Source organism: Spirillospora sp. NPDC052269 (assembly GCF_040679435.1).
Taxonomy (GTDB): Bacteria; Actinomycetota; Actinomycetes; order Streptosporangiales; family Streptosporangiaceae; genus Spirillospora.
Genome location: NZ_JBFAUU010000016.1, coordinates 106,871 through 123,342, shown reverse-complemented (window position 1 = coordinate 123,342; position 16,472 = coordinate 106,871). Strand labels below are relative to the sequence as shown.

21 protein-coding genes are annotated in these 16,472 nt (G+C 67.8%); 17 read left to right on the top strand and 4 right to left on the bottom strand.

Annotated elements, in window-relative coordinates:
* The first annotated feature begins 26 nt into the window (after positions 1-26).
* The 13 genes from AB0L06_RS31190 (at position 27) to AB0L06_RS31130 (ending at position 10,272) form a co-directional block, all read left to right on the top strand.
* A complete protein-coding gene (locus tag AB0L06_RS31190; RefSeq protein ID WP_500234707.1) occupies positions 27-467 on the top strand; it encodes a DUF4913 domain-containing protein in 441 nt (146 codons plus the stop codon).
* Entirely contained in the window at positions 464-1,267 is an 804-nt protein-coding gene (locus AB0L06_RS31185; RefSeq protein WP_500234706.1) for a hypothetical protein, read from the top strand. Before AB0L06_RS31190 ends, AB0L06_RS31185 begins: the two co-directional genes overlap by 4 nt.
* Positions 1,268-1,348: 81 nt before the next feature.
* Positions 1,349-2,164 carry a hypothetical protein gene (locus AB0L06_RS31180; RefSeq protein WP_500234705.1) on the top strand — a complete coding sequence of 272 codons (816 nt, stop codon included), beginning with the start codon at positions 1,349-1,351 and terminating at the stop codon, positions 2,162-2,164.
* A gap of 13 nt (positions 2,165-2,177) precedes the next feature.
* The gene (locus AB0L06_RS31175; protein ID WP_500234704.1) at positions 2,178-2,621 is read left to right on the top strand and encodes a hypothetical protein; all 444 of its coding nucleotides are present in this window, start codon (positions 2,178-2,180) and stop codon (positions 2,619-2,621) included.
* Between the two features lie 28 nt (positions 2,622-2,649).
* Entirely contained in the window at positions 2,650-3,045 is a 396-nt protein-coding gene (locus tag AB0L06_RS31170; RefSeq protein WP_500234703.1) for a hypothetical protein, read from the top strand.
* A complete protein-coding gene (locus AB0L06_RS31165) occupies positions 3,042-3,785 on the top strand; it encodes a hypothetical protein (protein ID WP_500234702.1) in 744 nt (247 codons plus the stop codon). Before AB0L06_RS31170 ends, AB0L06_RS31165 begins: the two co-directional genes overlap by 4 nt.
* Positions 3,782-4,186: a hypothetical protein gene (locus AB0L06_RS31160; RefSeq protein WP_500234701.1), complete on the top strand. Its 405-nt coding sequence runs from the start codon at positions 3,782-3,784 to the stop codon at positions 4,184-4,186. Before AB0L06_RS31165 ends, AB0L06_RS31160 begins: the two co-directional genes overlap by 4 nt.
* A complete protein-coding gene (locus tag AB0L06_RS31155) occupies positions 4,170-5,702 on the top strand; it encodes a hypothetical protein (RefSeq protein ID WP_500234700.1) in 1,533 nt (510 codons plus the stop codon). The genes AB0L06_RS31160 and AB0L06_RS31155 overlap by 17 nt, the downstream gene beginning before the upstream one ends.
* Positions 5,703-5,716: 14 nt before the next feature.
* On the top strand, positions 5,717-6,676 hold the full coding sequence (locus AB0L06_RS31150; RefSeq protein WP_500234699.1) for a DUF2637 domain-containing protein: 960 nt from the start codon (positions 5,717-5,719) through the stop codon (positions 6,674-6,676).
* Positions 6,677-6,810: 134 nt separating this feature from the next.
* On the top strand, positions 6,811-7,149 hold the full coding sequence (locus AB0L06_RS31145; protein ID WP_500234698.1) for a hypothetical protein: 339 nt from the start codon (positions 6,811-6,813) through the stop codon (positions 7,147-7,149).
* On the top strand, positions 7,146-9,092 hold the full coding sequence (locus tag AB0L06_RS31140) for a toprim domain-containing protein (protein WP_500234697.1): 1,947 nt from the start codon (positions 7,146-7,148) through the stop codon (positions 9,090-9,092). Before AB0L06_RS31145 ends, AB0L06_RS31140 begins: the two co-directional genes overlap by 4 nt.
* 27 nt (positions 9,093-9,119) lie before the next feature.
* Positions 9,120-10,016 carry a hypothetical protein gene (locus AB0L06_RS31135; RefSeq protein ID WP_500234696.1) on the top strand — a complete coding sequence of 299 codons (897 nt, stop codon included), beginning with the start codon at positions 9,120-9,122 and terminating at the stop codon, positions 10,014-10,016.
* A 19-nt stretch (positions 10,017-10,035) separates the two neighbouring features.
* The gene (locus tag AB0L06_RS31130) at positions 10,036-10,272 is read left to right on the top strand and encodes a hypothetical protein (RefSeq protein ID WP_500234695.1); all 237 of its coding nucleotides are present in this window, start codon (positions 10,036-10,038) and stop codon (positions 10,270-10,272) included.
* Positions 10,273-10,398: 126 nt separating this feature from the next.
* On the opposite strand, the gene AB0L06_RS31125 is transcribed toward AB0L06_RS31130, so the two are convergent.
* Together AB0L06_RS31125 and AB0L06_RS31120 are read right to left on the bottom strand one after the other, a co-directional pair.
* Positions 10,399-10,881, bottom strand: coding sequence for an ATP-binding protein (locus AB0L06_RS31125; protein ID WP_500234694.1), 483 nt, complete (start codon positions 10,879-10,881; stop codon positions 10,399-10,401).
* 564 nt (positions 10,882-11,445) lie between these two features.
* A complete protein-coding gene (locus AB0L06_RS31120) occupies positions 11,446-11,808 on the bottom strand; it encodes a hypothetical protein (RefSeq protein ID WP_500234693.1) in 363 nt (120 codons plus the stop codon).
* An 84-nt stretch (positions 11,809-11,892) separates the two neighbouring features.
* On the opposite strand from AB0L06_RS31120, the gene AB0L06_RS31115 reads away from it, so the two are divergent.
* The 4 genes from AB0L06_RS31115 to AB0L06_RS31100 all read left to right on the top strand — a co-directional run bounded on the left by AB0L06_RS31115 (position 11,893) and on the right by AB0L06_RS31100 (position 14,944).
* Entirely contained in the window at positions 11,893-12,750 is an 858-nt protein-coding gene (locus AB0L06_RS31115) for a helix-turn-helix domain-containing protein (protein WP_500234692.1), read from the top strand.
* Positions 12,747-12,932 carry a DUF397 domain-containing protein gene (locus AB0L06_RS31110; RefSeq protein ID WP_500234691.1) on the top strand — a complete coding sequence of 62 codons (186 nt, stop codon included), beginning with the start codon at positions 12,747-12,749 and terminating at the stop codon, positions 12,930-12,932. Before AB0L06_RS31115 ends, AB0L06_RS31110 begins: the two co-directional genes overlap by 4 nt.
* A 276-nt stretch (positions 12,933-13,208) precedes the next feature.
* On the top strand, positions 13,209-14,048 hold the full coding sequence (locus AB0L06_RS31105) for an alpha/beta fold hydrolase (RefSeq protein WP_500234690.1): 840 nt from the start codon (positions 13,209-13,211) through the stop codon (positions 14,046-14,048).
* A 257-nt stretch (positions 14,049-14,305) separates the two neighbouring features.
* Entirely contained in the window at positions 14,306-14,944 is a 639-nt protein-coding gene (locus AB0L06_RS31100) for a nucleotidyltransferase domain-containing protein (protein WP_500234689.1), read from the top strand.
* Here the strand turns inward: AB0L06_RS31100 and AB0L06_RS31095 are convergent.
* Positions 14,922-15,389, bottom strand: coding sequence for a PPC domain-containing DNA-binding protein (locus AB0L06_RS31095; RefSeq protein ID WP_500234688.1), 468 nt, complete (start codon positions 15,387-15,389; stop codon positions 14,922-14,924). The two genes, AB0L06_RS31100 and AB0L06_RS31095, sit on opposite strands and share 23 nt — an antisense overlap.
* Before the next feature lie 33 nt (positions 15,390-15,422).
* Positions 15,423-16,415 carry an asparaginase gene (locus AB0L06_RS31090; RefSeq protein ID WP_500234687.1) on the bottom strand — a complete coding sequence of 331 codons (993 nt, stop codon included), beginning with the start codon at positions 16,413-16,415 and terminating at the stop codon, positions 15,423-15,425.
* Positions 16,416-16,472 lie beyond the last annotated feature (57 nt).

The following is a 16,472-nucleotide window of genomic DNA, read 5'->3' as shown; positions in this document are numbered from 1 at the left end:
GCTGCGAACACCCTGGAGTACCTGCTGTGTCCGAATCCGAACACCCGGCGATGGGATCCGTCGCCAAGCACACCGATCCCGCTCGTGCCGTAGACCGCGTTACCAAGCCGTTCCACCCGTCGGTGGCCACGTGGGTCACCGAGTACTTCGTCCCGATGTACCGCCGCACGCTCGGCGGGGAGTTCCGGTGGTGCACCCAGTGGTGGAACCACGCCGAAGCGATCTCTCGGCTGACCGCGCTGTGGCAGTCCTGGGAGGCATGCCGCCTCCAGGGCGCGACTGGCATCGGCCTCTGGTACCGCGACCACCTCGACGCCCAGCTGCCCATCCTGCTCGGCGCCCGCGGCCCCTTCTACCAGTGCACCGAGGACGAACACCTCGAACCGCATCAGGCTCGCACCGAACCTGCCCCTCTGCGTTGGTGGGACGAACCCGCACCGCAGCCCGACGGCCAGGCAAGCGTATGAAGGACGGCCCTCTCACGCGCGCCGAAGCCGCCTTGGACGCCTATGACCGCACCTTGGCGGTCCTCCCCGAGGGACGTTCGTATCGCGGCAGCAGGCTCCTCACCCGCATGACAGTCAACTGTCTGCTGCAGGACCTGGCCGACTACGCCGACCGCCATCGCATCACCATCGATTCCGAACCGGTCGCCGCGCTGGCCAGCCTGAACGCTCCCACCAGCGCTCCTGAGCACGAACGCCCGCCCGCTGGGTACCTGCAGGTGGACGATGCCGTCGAGACCATCCCTCGATCTGCCGCATTGCCCCCCACCTGCGGTTTCGTCTCTGCCATCCACCATGCGGACAACGGCTCTCTTGAGTACTCCGTGGCGTTCCCCGGTGTGCCGACACCGATCCGGCTCCCGCGCGCCTGCCTACGCAGCACCAAACCGTTCCCCGGCGTCAACCTGAGGCAGGGGGCCATAGCCCGGCCCTCAGAAGCGGAACAGAGGCTCGTCGACGCCTGGGCACGCACGCTGCAGAAGGGGCGGGAACCCGACCCCCGCGATCTGACTGATCGAACCGTGATCGCGATCGCGCTGGGCCAATGGGCTGGTGTCCCCGCTCAACGTGTCACGGAGGCGCTGAAGGAGCGGATCATCCGAGCCGCGGCTGAGGCGGCCGTCTCCTCTCCGAAGCACAACGCCACCCAAATCGCAGCAAGCGACCTCCCTGCCCACTCGGCCTTCCAGACGGGGCAATCCCCATCGGCCGAACCTCGACCACACCCTCCTATGCCACCGGCGCGCAGCCCCCGCCCCTGAACTTCACGTCACCCAAAGCCCATCTGCGGCCGGAGCTCCGTCCCGCCGTATGCGAACCCTGACTCTGACAGGAGCTTCCCCATGCCCGAAATCAACGACAATCTCGCCGCCGCCAAGAGCGCCCAGGAACTCCTGGAGTTGTACGGAGAGAAGCCCGACACCCTGCGCCTCCGCGAGCTCCCCGGAGAAGAGGAGGTCAGTGACCTTCTCACCGACCTCATGCACTACTGCTCGCTCCAGGGCGTGGACTTCGACCACGCCCTGGAGTCCGCCCGGCTGGCGTTCGCCGACGAACGCGCCGAAGAAGGCCGCTTCGCCCGCGGCGCCTGCGTCGAGCTGGTCGGCGAAGCCGCAGAGCAGGCCCATCGATCGGCCCTGTCCGCGCGCGGGGTGGTCGCCGGGATCTCCGATGCCAAGGACGGGCAGGCCGTGTATCACGTCCAGGGCCCCGGGGACGTTCGGGAACGGTCCTACCTCGCGACGGAACTGCGCTCTGCCCCGCAGTTCGGTCCCGTGAAAACCACCGAGGGGGACATCCGTTCCCCACTCGATGCGGAACAGGCCGTCATCGGTTCCTGCGCCCAGTTGCTGCAAGCAGAAGGACTTGGCCGACCCCCGCACGCAGACGATGCCCGGAACCTGAACGCTCTCCTCAACGCACTCGTTGACTGGACGCAGCTGCCCAGCGACCGGCTCGACGCCCTACTCGCTCCCAAGGTCGAGTCCGCATACCGCGCGCTCACCAGGCCCGGCGCCACCTCCGCGTGGCAGAACCCGGCCCGCCTCGCCGCGGCCGACCGCGGCGACCCGAATCCCGACCTCACAGCACCTCCCAAGCCAATTTCCGCCCCTGGGAAGCCGCCGACTCGGCAGTCCCGTTCCGGCCCGCACCGCTGACCAGGAGTTCCCCATGTCGTTGCCCCTGATCGCCCGAGCCATCGATGCACTCGCCGTCGGGCAGCCCCTGCCTGGCCGCCTCGCCGCTGCCTATTCCGCATTGGAGTTGCTCGAGAACGCCGTCCAAGAGCTCGGTTTCCTGGACGCACCCGACCCGCCTCCCCGCTGGGCCGCCATCCACCAGCACGCGGCCCAAGCCCGCGCCGACCTCGCCGGTGCACCGTCCATGGCCTGGCCGCTGACCATCCCGCCGCCGACCGTCGCGCTGGCCGTTCACGATCTGGCCACCGTGACCAGCCGACTCATCGACCTGGCCGAAGCCCTGACCGAGGCGCTTCTGGTCACCGCCCAACAGGCCGCGGATACCGCTGACGCCCTGTACGCGCTCAAAGCGATGGTGCGGACCCAGGCCCTGACCACCGAGCTGCACCGCTCACTCGCTCACGGTCCGCGCTAGCCCATCACGCAACCTCGAACGGAGAACCATGGACGACCACATTCGCTTCGTCACTAGCCAAATCCAAGGCGCCGACACCCTGTCCGCGCTGCTCACCGCCGCTTTCTATGGCCTGGAGACCATCGAGCGCGCCACTGCTCGTCTCGCCGAAACCGCCCCCGAACACCTCCGGACGGACTGCAACGACGCGCTCGCCGCCGCCATCGACGCCTGGTGGGCCCTCTCGGACGCGCCGGCCTGGAGCGATCCCGGGGACTCTCCTCTGACCGAGCTCGCGGCCCAGGTCTCCTCGCTGGTGCTCCTGGTGAGCGAGACCCTCCTCAAAGCCGCCAACAAGGCCACCGACCCCGCCGACCGGATCGCCTGCCTGTCCGCCGTCCACCACGCCGGCCGCGCCCACGCCGCGTTGAAGAAGGTCGCATGAGCACCGTCCCCGCTTCCGTCACTGCCGGATCCAGCGACGACCCGGCCGTCAAGCGCATCGCCGCCGCCACCGAGGCGCTGCGCACCTACGAACGCCGCGTGTTCGGCGACGGGCCGTCCGCGGTGCCCGGCGAGCGCACCTATGTGCAGACGCTGATGTCAGCACTGCTCTGTGACCTGGAGCACTTTGCGCCCGCGAACGGCGTAAGCTTCATGGAAGCCGCTGTCGCAGGACACGAAACCTACGCTGACGAGATCGCAGCCGCCCGCCGGTACGCGATCGGAGACGCCGTCCAGCTACGCCACAGTCCCCACCGGCGCGGCATCATCAGCGGCATCGACGACGCCCACGCAGAAGACCCGTCGTACCTGGTCAGAGTCCCAGGGCTTCCGTACGTCCATCATGAGCACGCCGTCGCCCTGGAGCCCGTTGGGTCGTTCCCGCCGGTCAAGGGCATGTTCCGGGCTGCCGTCACCGTGGACCAGGCCGAAGCCGAGCTGATCGACGCGTGGGCGCACCTGCATCTCGGATCCGCGGCACCCGCGTGGACTCAGACCTACGACCGCGTGCTGAAGGCGTTGACCGCGTGGAGCGGCAGCACCTCACACGAGCTCCTCACCAATCTCAAACCGCAGATCAACGAACGGGTGCGACAGCTGCGCGCCGCCGTCCCGCTCCAAGAACATCCCGCGCGCCTCGCATCGCACGACAACACCACCCGACCGAAGGGATCAACATGAACTTCACCGCCACCAAACCCGAACCGGCGTCCGTCCTGGAAGAGGTCTACGCCGACCTCTCCCGCACCAAGGCGCTCATCACCCGGGCGATCGACCGGACACCGGACGGCTATATCCGCCTCGGATTCGCCGAAGGCGAGGCCAGTGACGCACTCAGCGCCCTACGCGTCGCCCCGTCCCTGCCGTCCACAGCCGCCTGCCGCGCACAAACCATGACCGACGCGGTGGCCGGTATGACCGCGGAAGACATCACTGCCGCCTTGGACCAGATCGCCGCCACCGCAGACCGCGTATGCGCGGCCCTGATCGGCCTGGCCGAGACCAGCCCGGACGCCAGTGACGTGGTGGCCTGCCTGGACGCGGCCCGATACGCGGGGCGGCTGCGTGAGCAGTTCGAGTAGCGAACAGTCGGGCATGGCCACGTTCGGGCAGTTGGCAGCGGTCGCCGACGGTCACCGTTCTGAGGTCCACGAGGCCCTACGCCGTCCGGACATCGCCGTCCAGGCCGGCCGCCCCAGCTCGGTCACCGAGCTGGGGCGGCTGGCCCGGGTGCTGACCCGCTACACCGACCGCATCAGCCGCGGCTTCGGCCTCCCCAGCGACGACGGCGCGAGCGCCCGCGACATCGCCCGCCAAGCCGGAGCGTCCCTGCGCCACGCGACGGCCTACCTGGACAGACCTACGCCCGACGCTGACCAGGACACGAGCCTGGCGCAGAGTCTGCGAGCGGCCGCTGTGGCACTCGGCTGCGGCCTCGATCTGCTGGACACCCACCTGCCGTCCCCGGACAGTGGCCGGGCCCCGACATCCGTCGCGGCCGTCATCTCCGCTCCCGACGTCGCAGCCGACCTCTTCCATCTGATCGGCGACCACGCCACCACCGCCGGCCAGCTCGCCATCAAATCCGGTCCCGCCTCACGCCCGGCAGGGCAGTTCCTGCTGCGGGCGGCGGCGCTGACCGGCATGTTCCCCCACGACCATCGCCACGAGACCGGTCTCCAAGCCGTTTCCCTGCTCGAGATCCCTGACCGCATCCCGCCCGAGGCCGACGAGGACCGCGATCAGCTCCTGACCGGCATCGACGCCAGCGTCCGCCGACTGGACGCCTCCCAGGCCGAAGGATCGGTGACCACCTGGCGGTACCTCGCCCGCGCCGCCACGATCACGCACGAACTCGACCTTCACCTGGTCGCCATGCTTCGCCTCCGCCTGGAAGCGCTCGGAGATCCTCAGAGCGCCGACCGGCTATGGCCCGTGCTCAAGACGATGAACCGCATGTCCAGCCGGTGGCGGACCATCGCCCGGACCTGGAACGAGCTGACCGCCGAGTTCCACACTCCCGTGATCGGTCCGGCTACGGACGCAAGCGACCTGGTCATCCGTCTCGGACGACTCGGCTACACAGACCCGACCTGGAAACCGGGCCACCGCGCACAGCCCGCGCCCACCGACCCCGCGCAGCTCGCCCCGACCCTTTCCGACGTCGCCAGGCTCGGCCTCACGGCCATCACCACCCTCGGCACCTGCAACAACATCGCCGCCCGACACCGCCATGCCATCAACGACGTGGCCCGCATCCGGACCCTCAAGAATCCCAAAACGAGCCCGATCGGCGGGCCGAGGAAGCACGGCAGACGAGAGGAGATCGTCAGGCTCCGGTACCACTACCCCGCCAACCACGCTGACGGGCGCGAGGTCATCTCCCGACTCGCCCACCTCATGCGCGAGATCGCGCCCGAGCCTGACCCCGCAACAACTCTGGCCCTGCGCAGTGCTGCCTTACCCTCCCCCGCTGCCCTGGCCAGCGCAGACTGCCCGGCGTCTTCACTCGTCGACGGAGCGTTCGGCATTTCGCCGCCTGCCTCGTCTCCATTCCGCCAGCCCGCCGATCCGCAGCGACCGTCGCCACGCCTTTGAGAAGGAGGAGAGTCATGTCTGTCGCCCCGACCACTGCGACCTCGACCGCGCATCCCGCCGAACGCCCCGTTCCGGCCGAGTTACCGGATGTTGGGCAGGCCCAGGCCGTCCGGATCGTCGCTGGGATGCTCGCGCCGCTGATCGTCGCTTTGGCGTCCCTCGGCGCGGTCGGGTCGTTCACCACCGTCCGCGTGATGGCCGAACCGTGGTTCGGTGAGCGTGCCTGGATCGTGCCGGTCGGCATGGACGTGGGGATCCTGGTGTTGCTCGCCTGGGACCTGCTGATGGAGTACCTGGACATGCCCTGGCCCGTACTTCGCTGGGTCGCCTGGGGATATATCGCGGCCACGGTCGCGGTCAATGTGGCGGCTGCACGCGGGGACCTGGCCGGAAGCCTCATGCACGCTGCGATGCCCATCCTGTTCATCACTGCCATCGAGGGCATCCGCCATCTGATCCGGCGTCGGGTCGGGCTCGCCACTGGCACACGCCCGGAACGCATCCCCTCCCGGAGGTGGCTCCTGGCGCCGCTGTCCACGGCGCCGTTGTGGAGGCAGATGGCTCTGTGGAACATCACCTCCTACCGAGAGGCGCTCGACCTGGAGCACCGTCGTCTCATCGAGGTCGGACGGCTCCAGCAGCAATACGGGCGGCTCGCGTGGCGGTGGCGCGCCCCACTCCCCGAACGCCTGAACCTCCGCCTGCTCGGCGCCAACCACGAACCGCTCGTAGCGGGTGTTCCAGTCCAGGCGTCGCCAGAGCTCGAACCGCCACTCCCGGAGTGGCTCAGCGCTGAGCTGCTGCTCGCGGCACGGCGTGCGCTGCGCGATGCCCAAGTTGAGGGACGGGTGCTGAGTCGCACCGAGCTCGGGCAGCAGCTGCGGACGCTGGGCTTCACCATCTCCAACGAGCGCCTCACCGAGCTCCGCCAGCACGCCAGCGCGGGTACTGCGGCCACCATCCCAGGGTCATAGCTCGAAGACGACGCCCCATGGAGATCGTCGCTCATGGTTGACATCGATTTACCGAACGTGCATTGTCGGAGCGCCAACAACTTTAGTTGATGAGATCGCATCGCATTAACGATCAAGAGCTGGGAGTGACGTCCATGACCGCAACCGCCTCGTCGTCCGCCACCCGCCAGAACGTCCCCGCGCCCAGGGCCCGCAGCCAGCGCGACCCCGACCAGAGGGCACGCGAAGTCGCACTCAATCAACTGCGCACCGTGCTGACGACCCTCGGCGTCCGAACGCGCCTCACCCGGCCCCGCAGCCGCATCTGGCGGCTACGCGTCCACAAGAACGGATGGAACGAAACGGTCATGTGCGGAGGCAGTGAGGGAACCTACGCCTACGTCACCGCCCACGGACGCCTACTCGGCCCGACCGGTGACGTCCAGTCCGTCGCCCGCCTGCTCATCTGGATGCTGGACCACCAGCAGCGATGAACTCAGCCGACTTCACCCCGCCCGGGCAGGATGCCGGCACTACCGCCGCTGGCATTGGCCAGGCCGACGCCGAGCGAGGGAACCAGCTCGCCGTCCTGCGCGGCATCGCCGATCACCAGACCCAGCAGCTCCTGGACGAACGACTCGCCTGGACGGCCTGGCTCGAACTGGCCGACCGGCACGGACGATTCGGATTCACCAACACTCTGCTGATCGGCGCCCAGCGCACCGCAGCGAGCGAGGTACGCACCTACAACGACTGGCAGAGCCGCGGGCGCCAGGTCCGCAAAGGAGAGCGCGGCATCCGCCTCATCTCCCGCCGAGACATCCCATACTCCGTCTTCGACATCGCCCAGACCGACGGCCCAGCACTCGACATCGCCCCTCCCGTTCAACCCGTTCCGGCATCCGACGCCCTCGAACGGCTCCTGCGGGTGACCGCCGACGTAGGTATCTACGTCGATCGAGGAAGCTGGCCCTATCTAGGACGTCCCAACCGCCGAATCGTCCTGCCAGCCGAACTCAGTGACGAACTGGCGCTGTCCGTCCTGGCCCATCAGCTCAGCCACGTCCTGCAAGGCGGCGAACAAACCGACCCGGATCTCCAAACGCCCTGTCGAGGTGTCCGACGCGTCCGCGCCGACTCGATAGCCCACCTCACTCTGGCCCACCTTGGAGCCGACACCGGCGAGCTCCCGTTTCCGCCCGTCGACTCCTGGGCCGGGACCGACCCCCGCTCACCGTCTTTGGCTGCGGTCAGCAGCACGGCCACAAAGATCGTCCGCACGAGCCAGCAGATCCGCCGTCGCTTGGAGTCCTCACCAGCGGCGCGCGCAGTCCGTCTTGCGACACGAGCTACAACACCCAAGGCGGCAGCCGCAACCTCACACGAAGACATGGTCGGTGCCCTCGCCAGCGCACACGGGTACTTCCGCACCTGCCTGTCCGACAGTTGGGTCCCGGGCTACCTCTCCGAACGCGGCATCCCCACAGCTGGCCTGGACGCGTGGGCGATCGGATACGCGCCCGCCGAGGGCATGCTGGAACACCTCAGGACACTCGGATTCACCGACTCCGCGCTCCACGATGCCGGGCTCGCCCGCGACAGCGGCAATCGCCGAAGGCCACTGTTCACCGACCGCCTCGTCATCCCGCTCCGGACGCCGGACGGCACAGTCGTGGGGTTCATCGGCCGCCGGCCCGACACCAGCCACGGTCCCAAGTACCTCAACACGCCCACCAGCAGCCTGTTCAGCAAGGGCCGGATCCTCTTCGGTCTCCACGAGGGCCGGGGCCGGCTGAACGCCGGAGCACGCCCAGTTCTCGTCGAAGGTCCCCTGGATGTCATGGCCGTGGCTGCGGCCGCTCCAAACGGCCTCGTCCCCGTCGCCCCCTGCGGCACCGCTTTCACCAGCGAGCATCTCTCGAGCCTGCGCAACCACGCCGACCTCGACGCCGTCGGCCTGGTACTCGCACTGGACGGAGACACGGCCGGACACCGCGCGACGCTGCGTGCCTGGAAGACACTCCAGCAGGTCAAGGGACCAGTTGACGCGGTTGTTCTGCCCAAAGACCAGGATCCTGCCGACATCCTGCGTTACCAAGGATCCATGAAGGTACTCGAATCACTACAGTCCGCAATTCCACTTGCTGACCTGGTCGTCGACGCGCAGATCGAGCGGTTCGGGGGAACGCTCGACCACGCCGAGCAGCAGGTGACGGCCGCCCGGGCTGCCGCCACCGTCATGGCCCAGATGCCCCAAGGGCAGATCGTCCGCCAGGTCCCCCGAGTCGCCACAGCGACCGGCGTTCCCCTGAGCACCGTCACCGCCCTGGTCGCCGACGCCATCAGCCCCGACGCCCCGGCCACACTCACGCCCAGGCACAACCGCCGCTCCGCCAGCTCAGGCCCGTATCCCAGGTCCCGACGGCACACCCGCTAACCCGCCCACAACGACAGGAGACCACCCGTGAATGAGAACCATCCCGATCCGTTCACCGCGGGCCTCACCCTCGGCGGCCAGCGCCTCAGCCAGATCGCCATGGCCGCGGTGATGGGCGTACAGGCATGCAACGCCATCATCCGCCGGTTAGAGGAGGCTCGTCGCACGCAGAACGAAGCAGCTACCGAGAGGGAACGCGCAGCACTTCGCGCCGCACGCGAGGAAGCACGAACGCGATGGACGCCCGCCCACGATCGAGAGTGGCTGAACCAGGCCGACCTCTACGAAGCCGGACAAACCTGGGCCGCAGCACTCCCCCACATCAACGACTCGAAGTCAGCTCGATCTGCCGCCGACAAATGCGAAGCCCGCCTCCGCGCTCTCCACCCCTACGCCATGCAGCGCTACGACGAACTACGCAGCGAGGGCAAAGACCGCCAGGACGCAATGCTGCGAGCAGCTCCCTACTTCACCAAGGCCCCGAACACGCGCACCGGCGAACCCGCGCCCACACGTCCAGCCCTCCCCCAAGGAACAGGAACCACCTGGGCCGCCAATCAGCACGGCCCCACCCGCGCCGACCTGAACGCCGCTCAACGGGACGCACGCGCCCAGCAGATCGCCACCGACCTCCGCACCAAAGCCCGCGAGAAGGGACATGACCCGAACTCGATCGAACTGCGCACCATGCTGGAGGTCGCGACCAACCTCCCCGAGGACGCCATCACCAAGGCCGTCCCGCTCCAACCGTCCCGCCGCGCCGGCAGCGGTATCGCCACCCCTGAGGGCGAACTCGCGGACGCAGGCTTCCCTTTCACCATCGACGAAGCCCTCGCTGTGTCCACGGCCCGACCGGCCGAGCATGCCCCATCCCATCGGAGGCCAGGCCCGTCCCCGGACCGCAACCGCCGACGCAACCTCTGATCAGAACGGAGACCCAACCATGCAGTTCCCCACTGGAAACGCGGGCCTCTCCCTCGCCTTCCTCATCGTCGTCGGCATCGTGGTCCTCCCGCTCCTCCCGACCTGGATCGCGGTGATCAGACGCGCCGAAGCGATCTCCTTCGTCCTCCTGTTCAACATCCTCTGCTGCGCGACCGTCCTGGGCTGGCCTCTCGCCCTGGTTCTCGCCTTCAAGATGCCCCGACGAAGCGAGTTCCAGCTGCCACCTCCCCCATGAGGTCGCCTCATGGACGCGATCCTCATGTGTCCAGAGATGGGACGTCCCACGGTGTTCCAGCCACCTGGAACACCGTGGGACCCTGATCCCGGGGGACCAGCCTGATAACCCCAGGCTGGTCCCTCCCTAGGACGCCAAGGGGATGCCGAGCCCTGCGGGGGCCTCCAGGGACTGGTGGCGGTCGAGGTCGACCCAGACAGTGTGACCGAGGACAGGGCTGCCGTGGATGCCCAGCGCGATCGCCAGCTGCGACACCGCATACAGACCGCGTCCGCTCTCCAGGGCGTCGTCCGGCTGCTGGACAGTGGGGATGCCCCGGCCTCCGATGTCGGTGACCCCGACGTAGACCGGGTCACCATAGGCCAGCTCGACGCCGAACCAGCCACCTTCGTCGGCCGAGCAGGTGTGCCGCAGGGTGTTGGCGGTCAGCTCCGACACGACGAACTCCACCACGTCCGCGCAGATCTCTCCAGCGAACAACGCGCGGGCGAAGTGCCGCGCGGCCGAAGCCTGCGACGCCTTGCCGGAGAAGGTACGCCGCCAACGCATCTCGCCGGAACCGTGCAGCCAGTCGGCTGCGCTGCAGTACTTCCACTTGAGTTTTTCCATGACCGTCTTCTCCTCCACTCCTTGCCGCCCGTGGCCGTGGTTGGGCCCTTGCGATCGGGCGGCAGTGATAGCGATCAGCGCAAATCTCCGTCATCAACGCCAGGTGCGCTGGCCTCCTCCCATAGGCCGCTCAACGGCTGCTCTCTGGTGGCTCCTGGCTGCTCCAAGCAACATCGGTCCATGTGTTCGGGGTGCGTGGTCCCCCGGGCGGGATGCGTCAGGGACGTCGTCCCGCCCGGAGGCGCATGGCGGGGCATCGGGGCAGGACCTTGCCGCCACGCTGGTCCCACTGACCCCGGCACGGACTACTGCAACCGGGCTCGGTCGGGGGAACCTCCGGGAGGTCGCCCGCTGGGGTGCTGCCCGATACCCCGGTCTTGGGGGTGACGGTCAGGCAGGTCATCGCCTGCCGCATGGCGTCCGGCACAGACGCACCGACTTGCCTGAACATTGGCGAAGACACCGAAGGCCCGGTCACTTCGCCAACTCGACCTCTGATCGGCATGACGGGGCATGGTCCGCTGCCTGCCAGGCGCGGCGTCCCTCGACGGCGTCGCCACGCCATCACGTCTGGCCATCGAAGCCACTGGGCATTGCACTACCCCCGGCGTGCTTGCCCTTGAGCCACACCAGCGCTGACGTGAGGTCATCGGATTCGGCGATCCATTCGCCGCCGTCCCCGTAGAACCAGTTCCGTCCGGCATCGCCGATCCGAGGCCCGTGGAAGACGCGGGCAGGGGCCTGCCTCCCACGGTCGAGCCGGAGGTAGTAGTTCCGGCCGTTGTCTGCGGTCGAGATCTCAACCGGCAGGCGATGAGCCACGGCCGCGCCATGCAGGACAACCAGGCGAGGATTCGGCGAGCCGTGAAGATTTTTCGGGACGCCGCCATGGTCGGGAGGTTCTACGGGGTTGGAGCGGAACGCCATGCGATCACCTGCATCGGAACAGCTGTCTACGTCGTTTGACACACAGTCTCGGGGGGCGCCGGTACCCTCGAAAGGCAGAGCAACTTGTCCAACTTGAAGGCTTCGGGGCCCAACTTGGTGAACAGGAAAAAGCTCGATCCGGACAAGAACATTCGTTCCCTTTTGGGCTCAAAGCTGCGAAAGCACCGCGATGCGGAGGGCTTGACCCAAGCGCAGCTCGCAGCGGAGCTGGGATATGTCCCGGAGCTGATCAGCAAGGTCGAGACCGGAGAGTTGGCCCCGGTCATGAAGTTGGCGGAGGCGCTGAACCGTCGGTACGGAACCGAGGAGTTCACAGAACTCCAGCCGCACGCCGGCCGCGAACAGGCGCAGGCGGCCGTCCCGGAGTTCTTCCGGAGCTACATCAGCCGTGAAGCCGATGCCTCGGCGTTGAGGATCTACGACCAGCGGCACATCCCCGGCCTCTTGCAGACCCCGGAGTACGCCACAGCGGTTCTGCGCGCCGGGCAGCGCAAGGCTGAGCTCGAGCGCAAGGTCGAGGGGCGGCTCGACCGCCAAGCCGCCATCTCAGGGGAGGACCCCGCTTGGCTGGTCGTACTTCTGGACGAAGACGCAGTACGACGCGTCGTGGGGAGTCCTGAAATCGCACGGGCCCAGTTGTTGAAGTTGTTGGGCTGGGCAGCGGAGCCTCACATAAGTGTTCTTGTGGTGCCTGCTGGCGCGCCTGTGTACCCTGCGAGCGGTTTTACCCTGATCTCGTCCGAAGGGGCCGAGGATGTCGCCTACACCGAAAGCGCGGGAGGCGGCGGTGAAGTCATCGAACTAAGCTCGCGTGTGGCCGAGCTCAGGCGGCTGTGGGACATGCTCAGCCAGGTGACGCTCTCCCCGACGGCGTCGGAGAAGCTGATCCGAGAAGTTGCGGAGGGGTTTGAGACATCGTGAACGAACCGAAGTGGCGCACCAGCAGCTACAGCGCCCAGGAGGGCGGCCAGTGCGTACAGCTGGCCGATCTGAGTACTGCCATCGGCGTACGAGACAGCAAGAACCTGACACAGGGCCACCTCGAGGTGACGCGAACCGAACTCGGCAAACTCGTCAGCCGCATTAAGGCAGAACAGAACTAGGAGCCCTGCAGACGAGGCCCCCGTTGCCTGCACGGGGGCTTCTTCAGGCGACGACCTGGCCAGCAATCAGGTCCAGGTGTAGCTCGCCATCGGTGAGCAGGCGGTCAAGTCGTGAGCGCATACTCGTCGCCGAGCCTGAGTTGGCCGCTTGGGTCGCGACCTGCTCAAAGAAGGCGAACCCGACCGGTGGTCGCCCCTTCGAAGGCCTCCGGTGCCCACACCACCGGAGGCCTGGCCGCGGGTCGGCATGCCGGTCGTGGTCGATACGGTACGCCTATGGGGGTCACCGAGTTTGATCTGAAGCTGGACGGCGATCAAACCCTGCACGTCTATGACACCGAGACGGCCGCCGGCGCCAATCCCCTGACAGTCTTCTGGCACCATGGCACGCCGAACATCGGAGCCCCTCCCCGGCCCCTGTTCCCTGCTGGAGCCGGGCGGGCCATCCGCTGGGTGTCCTATGACCGGCCCGGCTACGGTGGCTCCAGCCCGGCCCCAGGCCGGGACGTGGGATCAGCAGCCGCCCATGTCTCGGCTATCGCCGACTCACTGGGCATCGACCGGTTCGCGGTCGTGGGGCACTCCGGCGGCGGCTGCCACGCTCTGGCCTGCGGTGCGCTGCTGGGTGACCGTGTCCTCGGCGTGATCAGCATCGCCGCGCTCGCCCCACGCGACGCCGAGCGGCTGGACTGGTTCACCGGCATGGCGGCCGGCGGTGCGGAGTCCCTGCACGCCGCTGTCGCAGGTCGTGCGGCAAAGGAACGCTACGAGGCGAGCGCTCAGTTCGACCCGGACATGTTCACTCAGGCCGATCACGCCGCGCTCGCGGGTGAATGGTCATGGTTCGACGAGGTCGTCGGCCCAGCGGTCGACAACGGTCTCGACGGGCTTATCGACGACGATCTCGCCTACGTCGCCCCATGGGGGTTCGACCCCGCCGACATCGCCGCATCTCTACTCGTCCTGCACGGCGGACAGGACCGGGTCGTCCCCAGCTCGCATGGGCAGTGGCTCGCACGCCACTGCCGTACCGCACAACTGTGGCTGTCCGCACACGATGGACACATCTCCGTCCTCAGTTCCGCGCCGGCGGCCCTCGATTGGCTCCGCCGGTGAGCACACCAGCGGCCAGACTGGCGCTCAGTCCCTGGTCCCCCGGGCTAAAGCTCGGGTTCGTGTGCTCGTACGGGTTGCTCCAATGAATTGAGCTACACCCATGCCGAATCCATGACGCGGGCGACCAAACCGACGGCATGCCTCCCGCCAACCGCAGATTTCGCCGGCCCGGGCAGGCCAACCATTTCAGTCCGCTCGTTCCCGTATGGATGGTCAAACTGGCGCGATCCTCCAGAGGGCGTGCCATGCTATGGGCCGTGACCAGCACGGACGGGACTGTTTCGGCGCGGGGGCCATGGGTTCCGTTCTCGCCGGAGAAGGCAGCTGCTCTGCTCGCTGAGGCAGACTTCCCTTGGTGGATCGCTGGCGGCTTTGCGATCGAGTTGGCCGTCGGTGAGCCATATCGCTCACACGGCGATCTCGATGTGCTGGTCCTTCGCCGGGACCAGGCCCTGGTCCGTCGCTACTTCGAAGCCTGGGATCTCTTCAGCGCGGATCCGCCCGGTGCGGGAACGCTTCGTGTGTGGCCCGCGGGCGAGGATCTCCCTGATCGTGTCCATGACGTCTGGTGCCGCCCGTCACCGGATGAACCGTGGTCGGTTCAGCTCATGTTCGACGAAGCCGACGGCGGCGAATGGATCTCACGCCGGGACGCTCGTGTTCGACGTCCTATGGCGCGGCTTGGCCGGGTGACCTCGGCTGGTGTCCCCTATCTGTGCCCCGAGGTGCAGCTTTTCTACAAGGCGAAGGACGTGCGCACGAAGGACGAAGTTGACTTCGAGCGGGCCCTGCCTCTGCTCGATGCCGACCAGCGAGGCTGGCTCGCTGATGCTCTGGAGTTGACGATGCCTGGCCACGCCTGGTTGTCGAGGCTCAGGGAGTTGGGCCGAAGGTAAGGAGCGGCACGTCGTAGAGCTCGGGGTTGGGGGGTCTGGTCATGGTGGGTTCTGTGACCTCCACGATCAGAAGTTCGCTGAGGAACTGCACGCGGGCGCTGAGGAGGTGGCTGGTGCGTCCGTCGGCGCTGTCACCTTTGAGGCCGGCGGCGAGGTGGATGTGCGGGAGGATCTGGCCGGTGGTCGGGTTGTGGGCGAGTGTTCCTCCGCCGAGGGCCTCGACCGACTCAACACGGGTGCGGTCCCACAGGGGCTGCTCGGGGTGGCTCAATCCGTTGCAGGTGCCGACGATTTCGGCTTCCGAGAACGCGCCGATGAACATGGGGATGTAGCCCTGGCTGACGTTGTTCTCCTGGCAGAACGCTGCGAGGGCCTCGAAGAAGTCCTCGCCGTGCTCGAAGGTGACGCCGAACGTGCGGCCGAGGTTCAGTTCGCTTGCGCGCATGGATCGTCCTCACGGGGCTGAAGGGCTTCGGGCTCACTGGCTCGCGGCACGGAAGGCTGCGGCGATCTCGGGCGTCTTCCGTCCTTGGGCGAGCAGGACGTACAGGAGGGCCCGACCCTTAAGTGCGTCGAGGTGGCCGCCTCGGATCAGTCCGCGGCCGAGTAGGTCTTTCTCGGAGCCGGGGAAGCTGTAGGTCGCCTGCAGAACGGGTCCGTTGCCGATGCGGCTGGCGAGCACGACCGGGATGCGGGCCGCGGTTCTCTCCAGGATCCCTACGAAGCTCTGCGGGACGTGGCCTACTCCGAACGCGGCCATGACGAGCCCGTCGCACGATTCGGCCATCCTGCCCAGCAGTGCGCCGTCATCGCCGAGGGTCGCGGTGTACAGGCCGACGCGGGGTGTCGGCTGGGTGAGCGGCCCGGAGAGCAAGGCGCGCACGGGGAGCGGACCGTGGAGGTGGACCCGTCCCTCGTAGACATGTCCAAGGGGACCGGAGGTCGGTGATGTGAACGCGGCCGGGCTGGTGGTGTGGGACTTGCGGACGATCCGGGCAGCGTGGATCTCGTCTCCGAGGACGACCACGGCACCGGCGCCGTTCAGTTCGGGCGCGGCGGCGGTGATGACGGCCGCGTGGATGTTCGCCGGGCCGTCCGCACCGGGTTGGGTGGGGTTGCGCATCGCCCCGGTGACGACGATCGGCTGGTCACGCGTGTGCAGGAGGTCGAGGAGGTAAGCGGACTCCTCAATGGTGTCGGTGCCCTGGGTGACCACGGCTCCGTCGCAGCCGTCTCGGAAGGCATCGGTGATGGCAGCGGCGAGTGCTCTCAGGTCATCGAAACTGAGCGAGGCGCCGGGGAGACGTCGGAAGTCGTGGACCTTCAGGTTCACGTCCAGGTCCCGCAAGGCGGGTACAGCGTCGAGGAGCTCCTGGGCCGACAAGGCGGGCACCACTCCCCCGGTAGCCGGATCGGTGGTCATCGCGATGGTCCCGCCCAGGGAGAAGATCGCAATCGTCCTTGCGCCCAACACCGCTCTCCTCTCTCCGCACAGCCCCGCACGGAGTATGCAGACGGAACTCTGGGC

What these genes read in the sequence shown, in the direction of transcription:
- AB0L06_RS31160 (WP_500234701.1), top strand. Translation starts at nt 3,782, where the DNA reads ATGAACTTCACCGCCACCAAACCCGAACCGGCGTCCGTCCTGGAAGAG.
- AB0L06_RS31130 (WP_500234695.1), top strand. Translation starts at nt 10,036, where the DNA reads ATGCAGTTCCCCACTGGAAACGCGGGCCTCTCCCTCGCCTTCCTCATC.
- AB0L06_RS31105 (WP_500234690.1), top strand. Translation starts at nt 13,209, where the DNA reads ATGGGGGTCACCGAGTTTGATCTGAAGCTGGACGGCGATCAAACCCTG.
- AB0L06_RS31140 (WP_500234697.1), top strand. Translation starts at nt 7,146, where the DNA reads ATGAACTCAGCCGACTTCACCCCGCCCGGGCAGGATGCCGGCACTACC.
- AB0L06_RS31175 (WP_500234704.1), top strand. Translation starts at nt 2,178, where the DNA reads ATGTCGTTGCCCCTGATCGCCCGAGCCATCGATGCACTCGCCGTCGGG.
- AB0L06_RS31150 (WP_500234699.1), top strand. Translation starts at nt 5,717, where the DNA reads ATGTCTGTCGCCCCGACCACTGCGACCTCGACCGCGCATCCCGCCGAA.
- AB0L06_RS31120 (WP_500234693.1), bottom strand. Translation starts at nt 11,808, where the DNA reads ATGGCGTTCCGCTCCAACCCCGTAGAACCTCCCGACCATGGCGGCGTC.
- AB0L06_RS31185 (WP_500234706.1), top strand. Translation starts at nt 464, where the DNA reads ATGAAGGACGGCCCTCTCACGCGCGCCGAAGCCGCCTTGGACGCCTAT.
- AB0L06_RS31180 (WP_500234705.1), top strand. Translation starts at nt 1,349, where the DNA reads ATGCCCGAAATCAACGACAATCTCGCCGCCGCCAAGAGCGCCCAGGAA.
- AB0L06_RS31170 (WP_500234703.1), top strand. Translation starts at nt 2,650, where the DNA reads ATGGACGACCACATTCGCTTCGTCACTAGCCAAATCCAAGGCGCCGAC.
- AB0L06_RS31125 (WP_500234694.1), bottom strand. Translation starts at nt 10,881, where the DNA reads ATGGAAAAACTCAAGTGGAAGTACTGCAGCGCAGCCGACTGGCTGCAC.
- AB0L06_RS31095 (WP_500234688.1), bottom strand. Translation starts at nt 15,389, where the DNA reads ATGCGCGCAAGCGAACTGAACCTCGGCCGCACGTTCGGCGTCACCTTC.
- AB0L06_RS31145 (WP_500234698.1), top strand. Translation starts at nt 6,811, where the DNA reads ATGACCGCAACCGCCTCGTCGTCCGCCACCCGCCAGAACGTCCCCGCG.
- AB0L06_RS31165 (WP_500234702.1), top strand. Translation starts at nt 3,042, where the DNA reads ATGAGCACCGTCCCCGCTTCCGTCACTGCCGGATCCAGCGACGACCCG.